We start from the raw sequence: 17525 nt of genomic DNA on the forward strand, positions 1-17525 counted from the left end.
TCCTACTGACTTTCCCACGTGTGGTCATCGGGTTCGCGGGCTACCGGTTTCTCGCCCGATGACGAGTTCGTAGCAAATTTCTAGTTCGAAACTAGCACTTCTGCGCAAATCATTCGATCCGGTGCCATGCAGCGCGGTCCCGGTGCGCGGTTGCCGAAGTGGTGCAGACGGGCCTGGTACACGCCTTACCTGGGGCGGGACGTTTGCTCATTCGGCACGCGGAGGACGTCATATGGGGTGCCCGAGGTCGACCGCGGCCATGCCTTCGCCCAGCAAAGCCGACCTACGCGGGGTCCGTGCGCCGAGCTGTGGCGGGCGTCACGTGCGCCGGGGTCGTCAAAGTGGCCGAATCTGCCGAAATACGACGTCAGAGACGTGTCATCTTCCTTACTGACGAGTAGGGTTTCAGCATCGTCAATTCGCGGGCCGACGGCCCCGAGAAACGTCTGGAACAGCCCTCACGCTGGCCACGACGGACCGTGACACGTCGTCGAGACGAAGCACACCCGACGTTGCACGAACCGGCGCGGAACGCGCGCACCTGGTGCCCGTCGAGGCACGCCGTCAGGCGGATCGGCGAGGCCCCGACCGGGGCCGATTCTCGCGTGGCAATCATCGAAATGTTGCTGCAGAAGTCACAGCAAATTCTCAATAACTTCACACGCAGGACGGCTCACGCCGGTGACCGCGAACGAACGAGGGTGGCGGCACGGGCGCTCGCAGAAGGGTCGTCGCCGCCCCGGTGGCGACGCACCGGGCAGCGCTCGACCGAGACACGAGAACGCACGGACGGGCGATGGTGCCAGGGGCGCCCGCGGTGACGGTGACGCGGTGGACTCCTGGTCCACGGCTCGACGTCAGGCTTGGACGGGGCTCTCGCCGAGGCCGGACCAGAGCTTGGCCTCGATGTCGTCGACCAGCGGGCGGAGCTGGTCGGTCAGGTAGAAGTGGTGGCCGGGGAACTCCCTCGCGGTGAACTCCGCAGTGGTGCGTTCCGCCCAGCCCGAGGCCTTGTCGAGGGTCGCGACGTCGTCCTCGTCGCCGACGAACGCGTAGATGGGGCACGACACCGTCGCGTCGGGCGGGCAGTCGTAGTTCGCGATCGCCTTGAGTCCCCGGAGCGTCGGCAGGATGTGCGCCGCGAAGTCCTCGTCCTGCAGGAACTCCGGGTTGACACCCGTGAACTCGGCGACGGCCGCGAGCAGGCTCTTGTCGTCATCTGTGACGTGTTCATAACCGACCTGGCCCGGCGCGGCACACGCGGACACGAAGAGCGCCGCGACGGGGTGGTGGACGCGTTCGAAGCGGCGCGCGACCTCGAACGCGACCAGCGCGCCCATGCTGTGACCGAAGAAGGCCACGCGCGCATCGCGGTCCAGCGCGGCCGACAACTTGCCCCACACCTGATCGGCGAGTTCGGTGATGCTCGCGAACGAGGCGAGGTCATGGCTGCCCCGGCGACTCGGGTACTGGACGGCGACACGTTTGACGTTGCTGGAGAACGACTTCGCGAACGGTACGTAGAACTGCGCCGACCCTCCAGCATGCGGGAAGATGTACAGCGTCGGCGGGTTCTCGGTCACGGCCTCACCGTACCGCTACGTCAGCGGGGTGGTTCCACGCCGCCGCGCGTGGTCGTCGTGGAGTCGGCGTCGACGGGGACCAGCGGTAGGGCCACGAGCGGTAGCAACGCGCAGAGCGCGAATGCCGCGGGGTAGCCGAACGCGGCGATCAGCACGCCGAACAGCGGCGGCACCACTCCGGTGGTGAACAGCTGGCTGGTGTTCTGCGTACCCAGCGCCCGGCCGCTCCAGAACGGACCCGAGATCTCGGCGATCGCGGTGAAGGCCAACCCGTTGTCGGACACCGTCACCACCGAGGCGACCACCAGGAGGGCTACGGCGACCGGCGAGTCGAACGCGTCGGTCACGGCCAGCAGCCCCATCGTCAACGCCGCAGCGACGGCGATCGTGCGTACCGGTCGCAGGCGCGAGCCCACCCGGTCCGACCAACGGCCGGCCGCCACTCGGCCGGCGGCACCGAGGACCTGTGCCGCCGTGACGAGTCCACCCGCCCCGGCTGCCGTCCAGCCGCGGTCGCTCATCAGCCACACCAGTGCGAAGGTCCACACCACCGACTGGGGAACGACGAGAAGCACTGAGACGGCGTGGATCCGCCACAGTGTCGACGATCCCCGGTAGGGGTTGGCCAGGTCCGCCGCCGGGGCCTCGGCCCGCGGTGGCCGGGGCGGGTCCAGGACTCCGACGAGGCTGACGACCGCGGCGGCTGCACACACGATCGCGGGGAAGAGCAGTGCCCCTCCGATGCCGTGCTGCTCGGCCAGTCGCGGAATCACCAACGCGCCGAGGCCGACTCCGAGTGGCTGTGCGGTCTGGCGGATGCCCATGACGAAACCGCGGCGGTGCGGTGGGAACCATCCGACCACCAGGCGGCCACTCGCGACGTTGCTGCTGGCGGCTGCCATTCCGCCGAGGAAGAGGAAGACGCCGATGGTCGTCAGTGAGTCCGCCGTCGCGGCGGCGAACCCTGCCGCCGCGGTCAGTGCCGAGCCGACGGTGAGCACGAATCGCTCGCCGAGCAGATCCACCACCCATCCCCAGGCGATGAGCGTGACGACCATGCCGAAACTCGGCAGCGAGGACATCAGGCCCGCCTGTGCCAGGTCGAGGCCCAGGTCGGTGTGCAGCGTCGGGATCAGGAAGGCCACACCGTTGATGAACACGTTCGCGAACAGGGTGGCGGTCAGTGCGATGGCCAACATCGACCATCGCCGCGCGGTGCCGATCTGAGCCGTGGGCATGCCTCCCATCGTGGCACGACCGTCTCACCTAGTGAATCTCGTTCCCGAATCGTGGGATTGCCGAATCGGCGGACCCATCGGACCGCGGCCCGCCGGGGCCACTAGGCTGGTCGAATGCGTCTAGGTCGAATCGCCAGTCCCGACGGTGTTGCCTTCGTCACCATCGAGGGTGACGTCTCCACTCCCGAGAACGCCGCGCGGGCCACGGTCCGCGAGATCGCCGAACACCCCTTCGGCACGCCGGAGTTCACCGGCCGGACGTGGCCGCTCGCCGACGTCCGGCTGCTCGCCCCGATCCTGGCCAGCAAGGTCATCTGCATGGGCAAGAACTACGCGGCCCACGCCGCCGAGATGGGCGGCGTCGCCCCGGAGGATCCGGTGATCTTCCTCAAGCCCAACACGGCGATCGTCGGCCCGCACGTCCCGATCCAACTGCCCGCCGACGCCCACCCCGTCCACCACGAGGGTGAACTGGCCGTCGTGATCGGGCGGCCGTGCAAGGACGTGTCCGCCGCGCGCGCGGCCGAGAACATCCTGGGCTACACCATCGCCAACGACGTCTCGGCCCGAGATCAGCAGAAGAAGGACGGGCAGTGGATGCGGGCCAAGGGCCACGACACGTTCTGTCCGGTCGGGCCGTGGATCGACACCGACGTCGACCCCTTCGATCTCGACCTGCGGACCGAGGTCAACGGCGAGGTGCGACAGCACAGCAGGACGTCGCTGATGATCCACGACGTGGGCGCGATCATCGAATGGGTGTCGGCGGTCATGACGCTGCTGCCGGGCGACCTGATCCTGACCGGCACACCCGAGGGCGTCGGCCCGATCGAAGACGGTGACACCGTGAGCATCACGATCGAGGGAATCGGCACCCTGTCCAATCCCGTTGTGCGCAAGGGCAAGTGATGAGTGCCGGAGATGTCAGGGTGCGGTTCTGCCCGTCGCCCACCGGCACGCCGCACGTCGGCCTCGTACGCACCGCGCTGTTCAACTGGGCCTACGCCCGGCACACCGGTGGGCAATTCGTCTTTCGCATCGAGGACACCGACGCCGCGCGGGACAGCGTCGAGAGCTATGCGGCCATCCTCGACGCGCTGCGATGGCTGGGCCTCGACTGGGACGAGGGTCCGGAGGTCGGTGGTCCGTACGAGCCGTACCGGCAGTCGCAGCGCGGCGAGATCTACCGCGACGTCATCGCCCGACTCGTCGACGCCGGCGAGGTGTACGAGGCGTACTCGACGCCCGAGGAGGTGGAGGCCCGTCACGTCGCGGCGGGCCGCAATCCGAAGCTGGGTTACGACAATCACGACCGCACGCTGACCGACGAACAGCGGACCGCCTTCGCCTCCGAGGGCCGTCGACCCGTACTGCGACTGCGGATGCCCGACGAGGACCTCGGCTGGACCGACCTGGTGCGCGGACCCGTGAGCTTTCCGGCAGGCTCGGTGCCCGACTTCGCCATCACCCGCGCCAGCGGAGATCCGCTGTACACCTTGGTCAATCCGGTCGACGACGCGCTGATGCGAATCACCCACGTCCTGCGTGGTGAGGACATCATGCCGTCGACGCCGCGTCAGATAGCGCTGTACCAGGCGCTGATCCGGATCGGGGTGGCTGAGCGCGTGCCCGAGTTCGCCCACCTGCCCAGCGTGCTGGGGGAGGGCAACAAGAAGCTCTCGAAGCGCGACCCTCAGTCCAATCTGTTCCTGCACCGTGACCGCGGCTTCCTCCCCGAGGGACTGCTGAACTACCTCGCGCTGCTGGGCTGGGGCATCGCCGACGACCACGACCTGTTCAGCCTCGACGAGATGGTGGCGGCATTCGACGTCCGCGACGTCAACTCCAATCCGGCGCGCTTCGACCAGAAGAAGGCCGACGCCATCAACGCCGAACACGTCCGGCGGCTGTCGGTGGAGGACTTCACCGCACGGTTGCGTGACTACTTCGTCGCCCACGGCCACGACACCGGACTGGACGACGCGGGCTTCGCCGAGGCGGCCGCCCTCGTCCAGACCCGCATCGTCGTGCTCGGCGACGCGTGGGATCTGCTGAAGTTCCTCGACGAGCGCTCGTTCGCGTTGGACGAGAAGGCCGCGGCGAAGGAACTCAAGCCCGACGCCGTGCCGGTCCTCGAGGCCGCCGTCGCAGCCCTCGAGGGCGTGCGGGACTGGGTCACCCCCCAGATCGAGGACGCGCTCAAGGCCGGGCTCATCGACGGATTGGAGCTGAAGCCGAGGAAGGCGTTCGGGCCGATCCGGGTGGCCGCCACCGGAGCGTCGATCAGCCCGCCGCTGTTCGAGTCGCTCGAACTGCTGGGCCGTGAGCGCAGCCTGATTAGGCTGCGCGCCGGCCGTGACCACGCCGCTGCGGCGGTATGACGGGTGCCGTGACGAGCGGCCTCAGAATCTTTGGTAGTCTGCTCGTCGGCCCGCGAACGGCGCGCAACGACGTACGTCGCAGCGTTCTCGACGCGGAACAGGCCCGTGACCAGCGGTGATGGGCAGCCAGTGGGGTATGGTGTAATTGGCAACACAGCGGTTTCTGGTACCGCCATTCTAGGTTCGAGTCCTGGTACCCCAGCCATTGCGGTGAACGTTCCCGTGCGCCGTGATGATTAGGTCGACATTCTCGCCTGAGATATGCTGACCGTCGCAGAAAGTTCTAGCCCCCGTCGTCTAGCGGCCTAGGACGCCGCCCTCTCACGGCGGTAGCGTGGGTTCGAATCCCATCGGGGGTACGCATCAGAGGCGCCTGATCCGTCACGACGGATCGGGCGCCCCTTGCGTTCCGGGGTGTATCGGCTTGGGCTCAGAGCCGCCGCGTCAGCGCGTCGGCCGCGGCGAGCAGGTCGGCAGCCCAGCGAGCGCCCGGTCTGCGGCCCATCCGGTCGATGGGCCCCGACACCGAGACGGCGGCGATGACGGTGCCGCGCCCGTCGCGCACCGGTGCCGAGACACTCGCCACACCCGACTCTCGTTCCGCGGCGCTTTGGGCCCATCCGCGCTTGCGCACCTCGGCGAGCGTGCGGTCGGTGAACATGGCGTGGGGGAGCACGGTCTGCTGGGTGGCCGCATCGCTGTAGGCCAGCAGGACCTTCGCCCCCGAGCCCGCGGTCATCGGCAGCCGGGTGCCCACCGGCACCGTGTCGCGCAGCCCCGCATGCGGTTCGAGTGCTGCTACGCAGACCCGCGACGTCCCCTCGCGGCGGTAGAGCTGAACGCTCTCACCGGTGATCTCCCGCAGCCTGGGGAGGACCGCCGTGCCCGCGGCCAGCAGCGGATCGTTGACGTGGCCCGCCAACTCGGTGAGTGCGGGTCCGAGCCGCCACCGCCCCTCGGTGTCGCGGGACAGCAGGCGGTGGACTTCGAGACCGGCGGCGAGCCGATGGGCCGTTGCGCGCGGCAGGCCCGTCCGCTCGCAGAGTTCGGCGAGGCCGCACGGCGACTCGGCCACCGAGTGCAGCACCCCCACGGCTTTGTCGAGGACCCCGATGCCGCTATCCTGTCTCACAGGGAGATACTAGCTTCCCGAATACTGAGATACCAGTGAGATACCCGCAGCGCCCTCTGCGGACCACTCGAAGGAACGAATGCCATGACAACGGACGTCACGACCACGAGCCCACGCACGATGGCGGAGAAGGTGTGGGCCGACCACGTCGTCGTCGCCGGATCCGGCGACGGGGCCGCCAGGGAACCCGACCTCATCTACATCGACCTGCACCTCGTCCACGAGGTCACCAGTCCGCAGGCGTTCGACGGTCTGCGGCTCGCCGGCCGCCCCGTGCGACGGCCCGATCTCACGATCGCCACGGAGGACCACAACGTCCCCACCGTCGACATCGACAAGCCGATCGCCGACCTGGTGTCGCGGACCCAGGTCGAGACGTTGCGGCGCAACTGCGCGGAATTCGGCATCCGGCTGCACCCGATGGGCGACGTCGAGCAGGGCATCGTGCACATCATCGGCCCGCAGTTGGGGCTGACGCAGCCCGGCACCACGGTGGTCTGCGGCGACAGTCACACGTCGACCCACGGCGCCTTCGGCGCACTGGCGATGGGCATCGGTACCTCCGAGGTCGAACACGTCCTTGCGACGCAGACGCTTCCGCTGCGGCCGTTCAAGACGATGGCGGTCAACGTCGACGGCGTGCTGCCCGAGGGCGTCAGCGCCAAGGACGTCATCCTGGCGGTGATCGCCAAGATCGGTACCGGCGGTGGCCAGGGGCACGTCATCGAATACCGCGGCAGTGCCATCGAATCGCTGTCGATGGAGGGCCGCATGACGATCTGCAACATGAGCATCGAGGCCGGGGCACGGGCGGGCATGGTCGCGCCGGACGAGACCACCTTCGCCTACCTGCGTGGCAGGCCCCATGCGCCCACCGGTGCCGACTGGGATGCCGCCGTCGAGGCCTGGAGCGCGTTGCGCACCGACGAGGGCGCGCAATTCGACACCGAGGTCTACCTCGACGCCGCCGAGCTGAGCCCCTTCGTGACGTGGGGGACGAACCCGGGGCAGGGCGTCCCGCTGGCCGGCTCGGTGCCCGACCCCCAGTCCCTGTTCGACGACGACGAGAAGCAGTCCGCCGAGAAGGCGTTGAGGTACATGGACTTAGCCGCCGGAACGCCGATGCGCGACGTCCCGGTCGACGCGGTGTTCGTGGGCTCCTGCACCAACGGCCGGATCGAGGATCTGAGGGTCGTGGCCGACATCCTGCAGGGCCGCAAGGTCGCCGACGGCGTCCGCATGCTGGTGGTCCCCGGCTCGATGCGGGTGCGCGCACAGGCCGAATCGGAGGGCCTCGGCGAGATCTTCACCGCCGCAGGCGCCGACTGGCGCCAGGCCGGATGTTCGATGTGCCTCGGCATGAACCCCGACCAGCTGGCCCCGGGCGAGCGATGCGCCTCGACGTCCAACCGCAACTTCGAGGGCAGGCAGGGCAAGGGCGGTCGCACGCACCTGGTCTCGCCGGCGGTCGCCGCGGCGACCGCGGTGCGGGGCACCCTGTCCTCACCGGCCGACCTTCCCGCCGCCGCGAATCGCTAGGAGTACCCCATGGATGCGTTCCACACCCACACCGGCATCGGCGTTCCGCTGCGGCTGTCCAACGTCGACACCGACCAGATCATCCCGGCCGTCTACCTCAAACGGGTCACCCGAACGGGTTTCGAGGACGGGCTGTTCGCCGCCTGGCGCAACGACCCGGCCTTCGTCCTGAACCTGGCGCCGTTCGACCGGGGCTCGGTCCTGGTCGCCGGTCCCGACTTCGGGACCGGGTCGTCCCGCGAGCACGCCGTCTGGGCGCTCATGGACTTCGGCTTCCGCGTCGTGATCTCGTCGCGCTTCGCGGACATCTTCCGCGGCAACGCGGGCAAGGCGGGGCTTTTGGCCGCCGAAGTGAATCACGATGATGTGGAACTGCTGTGGAAGTTGATCGAGCAGAATCCCGGGCTGGAACTGACTGTGAACCTTCGGGATCGGACGATCGCCGCAGGAACGGTCATGGTGCCGTTCACGATTGACGACTACACCGCCTGGCGCCTCATCGAGGGCCTCGACGATATAGGCCTTACGCTGCGGAAACAGGACGAAATCACGGCGTTCGAGGCCTCCCGGCCGAGCTGGAAGCCGCGCACCCTGAACGCCTGACGCGGCGTCGGAGACCGGCCGAAATCGGCTCTCCGCAACCAGTTCTAGGACTGGCGTACCACAGCCCATGTGGGGCAATCGGATTGCCGAATGAGGTCCCAGCAACGCCTGAAATTCGGCGTGGCTCTTGGATATCTGCAGCCCGAGGGTTTACCGTGGGCATTAGTCGGTCCAAGGCGGACCACTGGCTCCGGAGGTTTTGCATGAACAAGGCAGAGCTCATCGATGTCCTCACGGACAAGTTGGGCACCGACCGCCGGCAGGCAACTGCCGCGGTAGAAAACGTCGTCGACACGATCGTCCGTGCCGTCCACAAGGGCGACAGCGTGACGATCACCGGGTTCGGCGTGTTCGAACAGCGCCGCCGTGCGGCGCGTGTCGCACGCAACCCGCGCACCGGTGAGACCGTCAAGGTCAAGCCGACGTCGGTCCCGGCATTCCGGCCCGGCGCACAGTTCAAGGCGGTTGTGTCTGGCGCACAGAAGCTCCCGTCGGATGGCCCCGCCGTGAAGCGTGGCGCCACCGCCGCGCCGGCACGCAAGACCGCGGTCAAGAAGGCCGCCGTCAAGAAGGCCGCTCCGGCCAAGAAGGCAGCGACGCCCGCCAAGAAGGCAGCGACGCCGGCCAAGAAGGCAGCGACGCCGGCCAAGAAGGCACCCGCCGCCAAGAAGGCTGCGACGCCGGCGAAGAAGGCTGCCACGCCTGCCAAGAAGGCTGCGACGCCCGCGAAGAAGGTGTCGACTCCGGCCAAGAAGGCACCCGCCGCCAAGAAGGCTGCGACCCCGGCGAAGAAGGCTGCCACGCCTGCCAAGAAGGCTGCTGCACCGGCCGCCAAGAAGGCCGCCACCAAGGCTCCGGCCAAGAAGGCACCGGCTGCCAAGAAGGCGCCGGCCAAGAAGGGCCGCCGCTAGATCAGGAGTACTGCCCCGAGTCGGGGCAGCGGACGCGCCGCGGATCATCCGATCCGGGGCGCGTTTCCGTCTGTGGGGGGCGGCGGTCAGGCGAGGGCGAGCGGGCTGCCGATGTGGTCGGCGGCCACCAGCGCACCGTCGGCGACGGAGAGCACCCACGTGCTGCCCTTGCGGTTCCTGGACTTGTCGGGCTTCACGCCGTCGCGCTCGCACCACCAGGCGATGAGGTCGGGGATCACCTTGCCCTGCGTACAGATCACGGGCGTGCCGTCGGCCCGGGCGATCTCGGCGAACCGAGCCCGGCCCGCATCGTGGTCGGCGGCGTACGCCTCCTCGGTCAGCGTCGGCTCGTCGACGACCGGTACCCCGAGCTCCTCGGCCAACGGCTCCAGGGTCTGATGGCAGCGGGCACGGGGCGCCGCGTACAGGTCCGTCGCGCCGAACGCCAGGAGCAGACCCACCAGCGACTCGGCCTGTGCGCGCCCCTTCTTGTCGAGGGGCCGTGCGCGGTCGTCGCCCTTGTAACGGGACTTGCTGCCCGCGACCGCGTGTCGCACGACCAGGACCGTCTTGGTGTCGACGTCGTGCTTGGCCGTGTTCTTGGCGAAGCGACGCAGCACCTTCCGGTCGGCCGCGTACTGGAGCCGCTTCATCGCGGCCGGGACCGGCAGCCACAGAAGTTCGTCGACCTCGGAGTTGGGGGCGAACTCCCCACCTATCGCCCGCGCCGACCAGTACCGCACCAGCTTGGTGCCGTTGGCGATCGGATAGGCGACCGACGGCAGACGCCTGCCCAGTTCGGCGGCGAAGCCGGTTTCCTCGTGTACCTCGCGAACCGCGGCAACGGGTTCGGTCTCACCGGGATCGAGCTTGCCCTTGGGCAGTGACCAGTCGTCGTAGCGTGGCCGATGCACGATCGCGACCTCGACCGCGTCGTCGTCCCCGGCGCGCCACAACACCGCACCCGCGGCGAGCACCGTCTTGGCCGCACCGCCGGTCGCCGGACCCTTCTTCGACACGTCAACTCCTGCAGGTCATCTTCGCCGCCCGTGTGGCCGCGTCGGACGGACGGTGTCCTACGGGTGCCGGTGGCGCTCCATCAGCGATACCTGGTGGTCGCGAACCGTTTCTCCCGCGTGCGGCAACGCCGTCCAACGACCGTCGGCGCTCAGCTCCCAGCACCTGGTGGCGGGATCGAGGGCCGACTCGAAGACGTCGTTGAGTTGGCTGGCCAACCGTCGATCCTTGACCTGTGCCATCACCTCGACGCGGCGGTCGAGATTACGATGCATCATGTCGGCACTGCCGATCCAGACCTCGTCGATGGCGCGGAAGTGAATGATTCGCGAGTGTTCGAGGAAGCGGCCGAGAATCGAACGCACCACGATGTTCTCGCTGAAGCCCGGTGCTCCGGGTCGCAGCGCGCAGATCCCTCGCACCACCACCTCGACCGGCACGCCCGCCTGCGAGGCGCGATAGAGCGCGTCGATGACCTGCTCGTCGACCAGCGCGTTGGCCTTGACCCGGATCCGGGCGTCCGCGCCCTCGCGGTGGGCGGCGACCTCGCGGTCGATCCGCTCCACGATGCCCCGGCGCACGCCGTGCGGCGCGACCAGCAGATTGCGGTAGGACACCTTGCGCGAGTAGCCCGTCAGCGAGTTGAACAGGTCGGTCAGGTCGGCGCCGATGTCCGGGGAGGCGGTCAACAGGCCCACGTCCTCGTACAGCCGTGACGTCTTCGGGTTGTAGTTGCCCGTCCCGATGTGGCAGTACCGCCGGATCGCCGAACCCTCTCGCCGCACCACCAGGCACGTCTTGCAGTGCGTCTTGAGCCCGATGAGGCCGTAGACCACGTGCACGCCCGCCTGTTCCAGCGCACGCGCCCATTTGATGTTGGCCTGCTCGTCGAAGCGGGCCTTGATCTCGACGAGGGCCACCACCTGCTTGCCCGCCTCGGCCGCGTCGATCAACGCGCTGACGATCGGCGAGTCACCCGAAGTGCGGTACAGGGTCTGCTTGATGGCGAGCACGTTCGGATCGGCGGCGGCCTGTTCGATGAAGCGCTGCACCGTCGTCGAGAACGAGTCGTAGGGGTGGTGCACCAGGACGTCGCCGTCGCGCAGCGTGGAGAAGATGCTCTTGGGCGTCTCGCGCTCGCCGAAGGCCGGTGGCGTGGCGGGCACGAACGGTGGGTCCTTCAGCTCCGGACGGTCGACGCCGTAGATCTGCCACAGCGACGACAGGTCGAGCAGGCCCGGCACGTCGATGACGTCGCCGGGGTGGACGTCGAGCTCGCGCAGGAGCAGTTCGAGCATGTTCTCGGTCATGTCGCCGGCGATCTCGAGACGCACCGGCGAGCCGAACCGGCGTCGCGCCAACTCCCGCTCCAGGGCCTGCAGCAGATCCTCGTCGCGGTCTTCCTCGACCTCGAAGTCGGCGTTGCGGGTGATGCGGAAGGCGTGGTGTTCGACGATCTCCAGCCCCGGGAACAGGACCGTGAGGAAGGCGGAGATCAACTCCTCCATGGGGAGGAAGCGGGTCGCGCCGTCGTCGTCGCGGGGCGCCAGCTCGACGAAGCGGTCGACGTTGTCGGGCACCTTGATTCGGGCGAAGTGCTGCGTGCCGTCGTCGGGGAGCCGGATGGTGATCGCCAGGTTCAGGCTCAGCCCGCTCACGAAGGGGAACGGGTGGGCCGGATCGACGGCCAGTGGCGTGAGGACCGGGAACACCTGCTCGTGGAAGTAGGTGGAGAGCCGGTCGCGCTCGAGTTCGGAGAGTTCGCTCCACGTGACGATGACGATGCCCTGTTCGGCGAGGGCGGGGCGGACCAGTTCGCCGAAGACGGTGGCGTGCCGGGTCGCGATCTGCTGGGTGCGTTCGCCGATCCGGCGCAGCTGCTCGCGCGGCGACAGTCCGTCGGCGGAGCGCACCGACAACCCCATCTCGTCGCGTCGCTTCAGGCCGGCGACCCGGACCATGTAGAACTCGTCGAGGTTCGAGGCGAAGATCGCGAGGAATTTCGCGCGTTCGAGCAGCGGCAGCGAGGGATCGGCGGCGAGAGCCAGGACGCGGGCGTTGAAGTCGAGCCAGCTCAGCTCCCGGTTGAGGTACCTGTCGTCGGGCAGCGGCTCGGGCAGATCCGGGTCGGAGGACGTGGTGGTCGCGGGTGGAGACTCCGGCGCGGCGTTCGACGTCGTCCACTCGGCTTCGGTCGTTCGAGTCTCGGCTTCGGTCACCCGACGATCATCCCCCATCGCCGGACCCGGGGGCTAGGTGGCCGAGGTCAGCGATCGGCGCCCGGTACCTCCACGTCGGCCACCGTCCGCTTCGTGGTGGTGCCGACGCCGAGCTGCAGCGCGGCACCGAGGTCGTCGGGGGTGTCGATGTCGCAGCGCAGTCCGGGCCACTCGCGCAGCAGGGGTACTGCCCCCGAATCCTGGTGCCGCCGTGCGGATTCGATGCCGAACCTCGGTTCGAGGGGTGTGCCGAACGCGAACAGGGCGACCGTACCGCTGCCGTGCCGGTCCGCGACGAAGCTGCGTGGGTGCGCCCGGGCCGCGGACACCGCCTGTGCCAGCTCCCGGGACTGCAGGGCAGGCAGATCGCCCTGCAGCACCGCCACGTTCACCGACTGTTCACCTACCGCCGCCTCGGCTGCGGCCAGTGCCGCGTTGAGCGGATCGACGTGTCCGGCGGGGGTGGGGTCGACGAGTACGTGGGCGCCGAACCTGCGGGCGGTCTCGGCCGCCACCTCGTCGGGCGTCACGATGGTGATCGTGGCCACCGCGGGAACCGCCGAGGCCGCGGTGATCGTGTCGATCAGCATGGCCAGGACGAGCGCGGCGCGATCGCTCGCGGAGAAGGTCGGGGCGAGCCGCGTCTTGGCCGCCGACAGCCGCTTGACGGCAATGATCAGCGCGACGTCGGTCGACGTGCGGGCCGAGTTGCCGCTCATGGGTGCCATCCTGCCAGTAGGACCACGTGGCGCGCTCGGGCGACGGGCGCGGTGCGGCGTCGAGCGGTCACGCGAGGAGCAATGCTCCAGCAGGCTAGATTCATTCCCGTGGTGAACGCGGCCGTGATGGGTGCCGGTGCCTGGGGCACGGCGTTGGCGAAGGTGCTCGCGGACGCGGGCAACGACGTGACGCTGTGGACCCGCCGACCGGACCTGGCAGACGAGATCAACCGGACCCACCGCAACGTCGGGTACGTGGGTGACGCCGACCTGCCCGCGTCGATCCGCGCGACCAGCGATCCGGCCGAGGCGCTCGACGGCTCGTGCACGGTGTTGCTCGCCGTGCCGTCGCAGACCCTGCGCGCCAACCTCGAGGCGTGGGTGCCCCACCTCGACGGCGACGCGACGCTGGTCAACGTGGCCAAGGGGATCGAACTCAACACGCTGCTGCGGATGAGCCAGGTCATCGAACAGGTCTCGGGGGTCAACCCGTCCCGCATCGCGGTGGTGACGGGTCCCAACCTCGCCAGTGAGATCGTCGACGAACAGCCCGCGGCCACCGTCGTCGCGTGCTCGGACTCCGGTCGCGCCGTCGCGCTGCAGCGCGCCTTCTCCACCGGGTACTTCCGGCCGTACACGAACAGCGACGTCGTCGGCGCCGAGATCGGCGGGGCGTGCAAGAACGTCATCGCGCTCGCCTGCGGCATGGCCGCCGGCGTCGGCCTGGGCGAGAACACCGCCGCCGCCATCATCACCCGCGGGCTGGCCGAGATCATGCGGCTGGGAATCGCCCTGGGAGCCAAGGGCGCGACGCTCGCCGGACTGGCAGGCGTCGGTGACCTGGTGGCCACCTGCACCTCGCCGCATTCGCGCAACCGGGCCTTCGGTCAGCGGTTGGGCACCGGCAGCAGCATGGTGACCGCGCTCGCCGCGACGGGCGGGCACGTCGCCGAGGGAGTCACCTCGTCGCAGTCGGTGCTCGCACTCGCGTCGAGCTACGACGTCGAGATGCCCCTGACCGACGCCGTGCACCGGGTGTGCCACCGGGGGCTGTCGGTCGAATCCGCGGTGGCCCTGCTGCTCGGCCGCAGCACGAAGCCGGAGTAGTGGACGTGGACGGCCAGTACGGCGACTCCACCCGCAGCGTGAGGGCCGCGGGCTCCGCGGCCGAACCGGGCGCACCGGTCACGCCGCCGCCGGTGCCCGCGGCGGCCTACCACCTCTCGAGCGACGAGGACGCCGGCCTGGACACCTACGGCCGGGCGTCGAATCCCACCTGGCGGCAACTGGAGTCGGCGCTGGCCGACCTGGAGGGCGCCACGGCGGCGCTCGCGTTCGGCTCCGGGATGGCGGCCATCACCTCGACGCTGCGGGTCCTCGTCGGACCGGGCACGACCCTGCTGGTGCCGGCCGACGGGTACTACCAGGTGCGTCGCTACGCCGCCGAAAGGCTTGCGCCGCTTGGTGTCACGATCGTCGAGGCCGAGGCGCACGACATGTGCGCGGCCGCCGAGACCGCGGACGTGGTGATGGCCGAGTCACCGGTCAACCCCACCCTCGACGTCGTCGACCTGCACCGGCTCGCGACGGTCTGCCGTCGCCGGAGCGCGGTACTGGTGGTCGACAACACCACCCCGACGCCGTTCGGGCAGCGGCCGCTGTCGCTCGGCGCGGACCTCGTCGTGGCGAGCGCCACGAAGGCACTGTCCGGGCACAGCGACCTCCTGGCCGGCTACGTCGCGGGCAGCCGCGGCGACCTGATGGCCGCGGTCGAGCGCGAACGCCTGCTGTCCGGTGCGATCCTCGGGCCGCTGGAGGCGTGGCTCGCGCTGCGCAGCCTCGGCAGCGCGGGACTGCGCTTCGAACGGCAGTGCCAGAACGCGATGGCGGCGGCGCTGATGCTGCGCGCGCACCCCGCCGTCCGCTCGGTGCGCTACCCGGGCCTGCCCGACGATCCCGCCCACGACCTCGCGGCAGCGCAGATGAGGCGGTTCGGAGGGCTGCTCAGCATCGAACTCGCCGACGCCGCCGCCGTGCACGCGCTGGTCGAGCGCAGTGCGCTGCTGGTGGCCGCCACCAGCTTCGGCGGGATCCACACGTCGGTGGACCGCCGCGCCAGGTGGGGAGACCCGGTGTCCCCGGGCTTCGCGCGACTCTCGATGGGCATCGAGGACACCGACGACGTCCTGACCGACATCGAGCGTGCGCTCGCCGGATGACGGCGCCCCGGGACCGGGACGGTAGCCTCTGCAGGTTGTGACTGCCCGCATCCGCGTCGCCGTCGTCTACGGCGGACGCAGCTCTGAGCACGCGATCTCGTGCGTGTCCGCAGGCAGCATCCTGCGCAACCTCGACCCCGAGCGCTTCGAGGTGGTCGCCGTCGGCATCTCGCCGGAGGGGTCCTGGGTGCTGACCGACGGACGTCCGGAGACGCTCGCCATCACCGACGGGCGACTGCCCGCCGTGAGTGGCGACTCCGGCACCGAGTTGGCGTTGACCGCCGATCCCGCCCGGCGCGGCCAACTGCTGTCCCTGGGCCGCGGAGCGGGGGAGATGCTGGCCGCGGTCGACGTCGTGTTCCCCGTGCTGCACGGTCCCTACGGCGAGGACGGCACCATTCAGGGTCTGCTCGAACTCGCCGGGGTGCCCTACGTCGGTGCGGGCGTGCTGGCCAGCGCGGCCGGCATGGACAAGGAGTTCACGAAGAAGCTGCTCGCGGCCGAGGGACTGCCGATCGGGGATCAGGTCGTGCTGCGACCGGGTGAGCCGACCGTGACGCTCGAGGACCGTGAGCGGCTCGGGCTTCCGGCGTTCGTCAAACCCGCGCGCGGGGGATCGTCCATCGGGGTCAGCCGCGTCACCGCGTGGGACCAGCTGCCGCAGGCGATCGACAACGCCCGCAGGCACGACCCGAAGGTCATCGTCGAGGCCGCGGTGCCCGGACGCGAACTCGAGTGCGGCGTCCTGGAATTCCCGGACGGCTCGATCGAGGCCAGCACCGTCGGGGAGATCCGCGTGGCGGGCGTCCGCGGACGCGAGGACGGGTTCTACGACTTCGAGACCAAGTACCTCGACGACGCCGCCGAACTCGACGTCCCCGCCAAGGTCGACGACGGGATCGCCGACGAGATCCGCGGGCTGGCGGTCCGTGCCTTCCGCGCCATCGACGGTCAGGGTCTGGCCCGCGTCGACTTCTTCCTGACCGACGACGGCCCGGTGATCAACGAGATCAACACGATGCCGGGCTTCACCACCATCTCGATGTACCCGCGGATGTGGGCGGCGAGCGGCGTCGACTACCCGACGCTGCTGGCCACCATGGTGGAGACGGCGGTCGCCCGCGGCACGGGCCTGCGCTAGCGCGGCGGACCCGGGTTCGGCGGTACCGCGGGCATCGCCCGTGCGACGGCCGTCGAGATCTCCTGGATGGGTGTCGGGCCGGACCCGTCGGGCAGCGTGAGCGCGACGTAACTCGGCCGGTCCACCGTGATCCACGTGCTGCGGCCCGTGTCGGCGATCCGGAACCAGCTGACCTGGTCGACGACCTGAACGGGCGTGCCGGCGACGAAGTCCACCGGACGCTCGAGGCCGCAGCGCAGGATCACGGCGTCGTCGGGTCGGTCCTCGGCCTGCCACGCCGCGGCGCCCGCGGGCGCCGGATCGGCCAGCGTCGCACGGCGGTAGTCACCCAGGTCCGTCGGCAGCGCCTCGGCCAGCGCCCGGCACGCGTCGCCGTCGGCCTGCGGCGCGGGGATCGATGCGACGGCGACGGGACGCGGCCGATCGGGGGTGTGGCGCACCGCTGCGACGGCGAGGAGTCCCACGACGGCCAGCGCCGCGATCACCAGGGCCGCGATCAGCAGGCTGCGCGGCGGGCCGTCGGGTTCCGCATCGGTCACACGGGAGACTCTAGGGCCGGCTCGCCTCGGCGACGGGACAGGTCAGGGTGCGGGTGATCCCGGCCACCTGCTGCACGCTGGGGACGACCTCGGCCTTGAGGTCGTCGAGGCTGGTCGCGCCCACTCGCGCGACGACGTCGTACGGACCGGTGACGTACTCGGAGGAGAGGACGCCGGGCAACGTGGCGAGGTGCTCGGCGACGACCTCGGCGCGGCCCACCTCGGTCTGAATGAGCATGAAGGCCTCGACCACCCGGTGTGTCCTCCCTGTCGCCGCACCAGAC

General features: G+C 69.6%; 16 protein-coding genes and 2 tRNA genes. 10 read left to right on the forward strand and 8 right to left on the reverse strand.

The genetic code is table 11. From position 1 onward, the window contains the following. Positions 1 to 857 precede the first annotated feature (857 nt). Together G6N64_RS16485 and G6N64_RS16490 are read right to left on the reverse strand one after the other, a co-directional pair. The gene (locus G6N64_RS16485) at positions 858 to 1583 is read right to left on the reverse strand and encodes a thioesterase II family protein (protein ID WP_163798018.1); all 726 of its coding nucleotides are present in this window, start codon (positions 1581 to 1583) and stop codon (positions 858 to 860) included. A 20-nt stretch (positions 1584 to 1603) separates the two neighbouring features. After that, entirely contained in the window at positions 1604 to 2821 is a 1218-nt protein-coding gene (locus G6N64_RS16490) for an MFS transporter (RefSeq protein ID WP_163798019.1), read from the reverse strand. A 114-nt stretch (positions 2822 to 2935) separates the two neighbouring features. Between G6N64_RS16490 and G6N64_RS16495 the strand changes: the two genes are divergently transcribed. The 4 genes from G6N64_RS16495 (at position 2936) to G6N64_RS16510 (ending at position 5561) form a co-directional block, all read left to right on the forward strand. Next, on the forward strand, positions 2936 to 3730 hold the full coding sequence (locus G6N64_RS16495; RefSeq protein WP_163798020.1) for a fumarylacetoacetate hydrolase family protein: 795 nt from the start codon (positions 2936 to 2938) through the stop codon (positions 3728 to 3730). Continuing rightward, positions 3730 to 5202: a glutamate--tRNA ligase gene (gltX, locus tag G6N64_RS16500; RefSeq protein ID WP_163798021.1), complete on the forward strand. Its 1473-nt coding sequence runs from the start codon at positions 3730 to 3732 to the stop codon at positions 5200 to 5202. Before G6N64_RS16495 ends, gltX begins: the two co-directional genes overlap by 1 nt. Before the next feature lie 130 nt (positions 5203 to 5332). After that, positions 5333 to 5407: transfer RNA gene (locus tag G6N64_RS16505), tRNA-Gln, on the forward strand. An 81-nt stretch (positions 5408 to 5488) separates the two neighbouring features. Continuing rightward, positions 5489 to 5561, forward strand: a tRNA-Glu gene (locus G6N64_RS16510). 71 nt (positions 5562 to 5632) lie between these two features. Here the strand turns inward: G6N64_RS16510 and G6N64_RS16515 are convergent. Then, a complete protein-coding gene (locus G6N64_RS16515) occupies positions 5633 to 6334 on the reverse strand; it encodes an IclR family transcriptional regulator (protein ID WP_163798022.1) in 702 nt (233 codons plus the stop codon). Between the two features lie 84 nt (positions 6335 to 6418). Between G6N64_RS16515 and leuC the strand changes: the two genes are divergently transcribed. From leuC to G6N64_RS16530, 3 genes are all read left to right on the forward strand, one after another. Continuing rightward, positions 6419 to 7873, forward strand: coding sequence for a 3-isopropylmalate dehydratase large subunit (leuC, locus tag G6N64_RS16520; protein WP_163798023.1), 1455 nt, complete (start codon positions 6419 to 6421; stop codon positions 7871 to 7873). A gap of 9 nt (positions 7874 to 7882) precedes the next feature. Then, entirely contained in the window at positions 7883 to 8476 is a 594-nt protein-coding gene (gene leuD, locus G6N64_RS16525) for a 3-isopropylmalate dehydratase small subunit (protein ID WP_163798024.1), read from the forward strand. A 203-nt stretch (positions 8477 to 8679) separates the two neighbouring features. Beyond that, positions 8680 to 9387, forward strand: a complete 708-nt coding sequence (locus G6N64_RS16530; RefSeq protein ID WP_163798025.1) for an HU family DNA-binding protein — start codon at positions 8680 to 8682, stop codon at positions 9385 to 9387. 86 nt (positions 9388 to 9473) lie between these two features. Here G6N64_RS16530 and mutT1 read toward each other — a convergent pair whose 3' ends face one another. Genes mutT1 through cofC form a run of 3 tightly spaced genes read right to left on the reverse strand, consistent with a single transcriptional unit; the run spans position 9474 to position 13342 of the window. Further along, complete coding sequence (gene mutT1, locus G6N64_RS16535; RefSeq protein WP_163798026.1) at positions 9474 to 10406, reverse strand: 8-oxo-(d)GTP phosphatase MutT1; 933 nt, start codon at positions 10404 to 10406, stop codon at positions 9474 to 9476. 57 nt (positions 10407 to 10463) lie between these two features. After that, positions 10464 to 12623, reverse strand: coding sequence for an RNA degradosome polyphosphate kinase (locus G6N64_RS16540; protein WP_174266827.1), 2160 nt, complete (start codon positions 12621 to 12623; stop codon positions 10464 to 10466). A gap of 47 nt (positions 12624 to 12670) precedes the next feature. Next, positions 12671 to 13342, reverse strand: a complete 672-nt coding sequence (gene cofC, locus G6N64_RS16545) for a 2-phospho-L-lactate guanylyltransferase (protein ID WP_246230680.1) — start codon at positions 13340 to 13342, stop codon at positions 12671 to 12673. Between the two features lie 126 nt (positions 13343 to 13468). On the opposite strand from cofC, the gene G6N64_RS16550 reads away from it, so the two are divergent. The 3 genes from G6N64_RS16550 to G6N64_RS16560 are packed head-to-tail and all read left to right on the forward strand — an operon-like array spanning position 13469 to position 16702. After that, positions 13469 to 14449: an NAD(P)H-dependent glycerol-3-phosphate dehydrogenase gene (locus G6N64_RS16550; protein ID WP_163801868.1), complete on the forward strand. Its 981-nt coding sequence runs from the start codon at positions 13469 to 13471 to the stop codon at positions 14447 to 14449. A gap of 5 nt (positions 14450 to 14454) precedes the next feature. Next, positions 14455 to 15561, forward strand: coding sequence for a cystathionine gamma-lyase (locus G6N64_RS16555; protein WP_163798029.1), 1107 nt, complete (start codon positions 14455 to 14457; stop codon positions 15559 to 15561). Between the two features lie 37 nt (positions 15562 to 15598). After that, on the forward strand, positions 15599 to 16702 hold the full coding sequence (locus G6N64_RS16560) for a D-alanine--D-alanine ligase family protein (protein ID WP_163798030.1): 1104 nt from the start codon (positions 15599 to 15601) through the stop codon (positions 16700 to 16702). On the opposite strand, the gene G6N64_RS16565 is transcribed toward G6N64_RS16560, so the two are convergent. Together G6N64_RS16565 and G6N64_RS16570 are read right to left on the reverse strand one after the other, a co-directional pair. Then, positions 16699 to 17241, reverse strand: a complete 543-nt coding sequence (locus G6N64_RS16565) for a DUF3515 domain-containing protein (protein WP_163798031.1) — start codon at positions 17239 to 17241, stop codon at positions 16699 to 16701. The two genes, G6N64_RS16560 and G6N64_RS16565, sit on opposite strands and share 4 nt — an antisense overlap. A gap of 10 nt (positions 17242 to 17251) precedes the next feature. After that, positions 17252 to 17494 carry an Lrp/AsnC ligand binding domain-containing protein gene (locus G6N64_RS16570; RefSeq protein ID WP_163798032.1) on the reverse strand — a complete coding sequence of 81 codons (243 nt, stop codon included), beginning with the start codon at positions 17492 to 17494 and terminating at the stop codon, positions 17252 to 17254. Between the last annotated feature and the right edge of the window lie 31 nt (positions 17495 to 17525).

Origin of the sequence: Mycolicibacterium sediminis (assembly GCF_010731735.1) — a bacterium.
GTDB classification, from domain to species: domain Bacteria; phylum Actinomycetota; class Actinomycetes; order Mycobacteriales; family Mycobacteriaceae; genus Mycobacterium; species Mycobacterium sediminis.